This is a genomic window from Candidatus Symbiopectobacterium sp. NZEC135 (assembly GCF_025962695.1).
Window position 1 is genome coordinate 1 of sequence record NZ_JAGFPF010001538.1, and the last position, 514, is coordinate 514.

The 514-nt window shown below is 51.8% G+C and carries 1 protein-coding gene; it reads left to right on the forward strand.

Translation table 11 applies throughout. From position 1 onward, the window contains the following. A partial coding sequence (locus J5224_RS35240; RefSeq protein ID WP_264629415.1) for a SulP family inorganic anion transporter occupies positions 1 to 514 on the forward strand: 514 nt, incomplete at both ends.

Consider the following 514-nt stretch of genomic DNA (forward strand, 5'->3'; position numbering starts at 1 on the left):
AAAATGGTTACGAGGTGGATGTAAACAGTGAATTCCGCGCACTTGGCCTGGTGAATATCGTCTCTGGTTTATCGCAGGGCTTTGCCATTAGCGGGGCGAATTCGCGTACGGCGGTTAACGATGCCAACGGTGGCAAAAGTCAGTTGGTGTCTGTGATCGCCGCCTTGGCGATTGCTCTGGTGGTCGCATTGTTAAGTGAGCCCCTGCAATATATTCCTATTGCGGTACTCGGCGTCATTTTGATTTATGCGTCGTGGGGGCTGCTGGATTTACGCAGTATATCCCAATTGCGGAAGCGCAATCGCCCGGCATTCTACCTGGCTCTGTTTACTTTTCTGAGTGTGCTGCTGGTGGGCATTATTCCGGGGATTGGATTGGCGGTGTTGCTGGGGTTGTTGCAATTCCTTCAGACAGTATTCCGACCGACGGAGCATTTGCTCGGCGTCAATGCCGAAGGCATGATCCATTCATTAAATACCGGCAATGATTGTGATATCAGACCGGTGGACGGCGT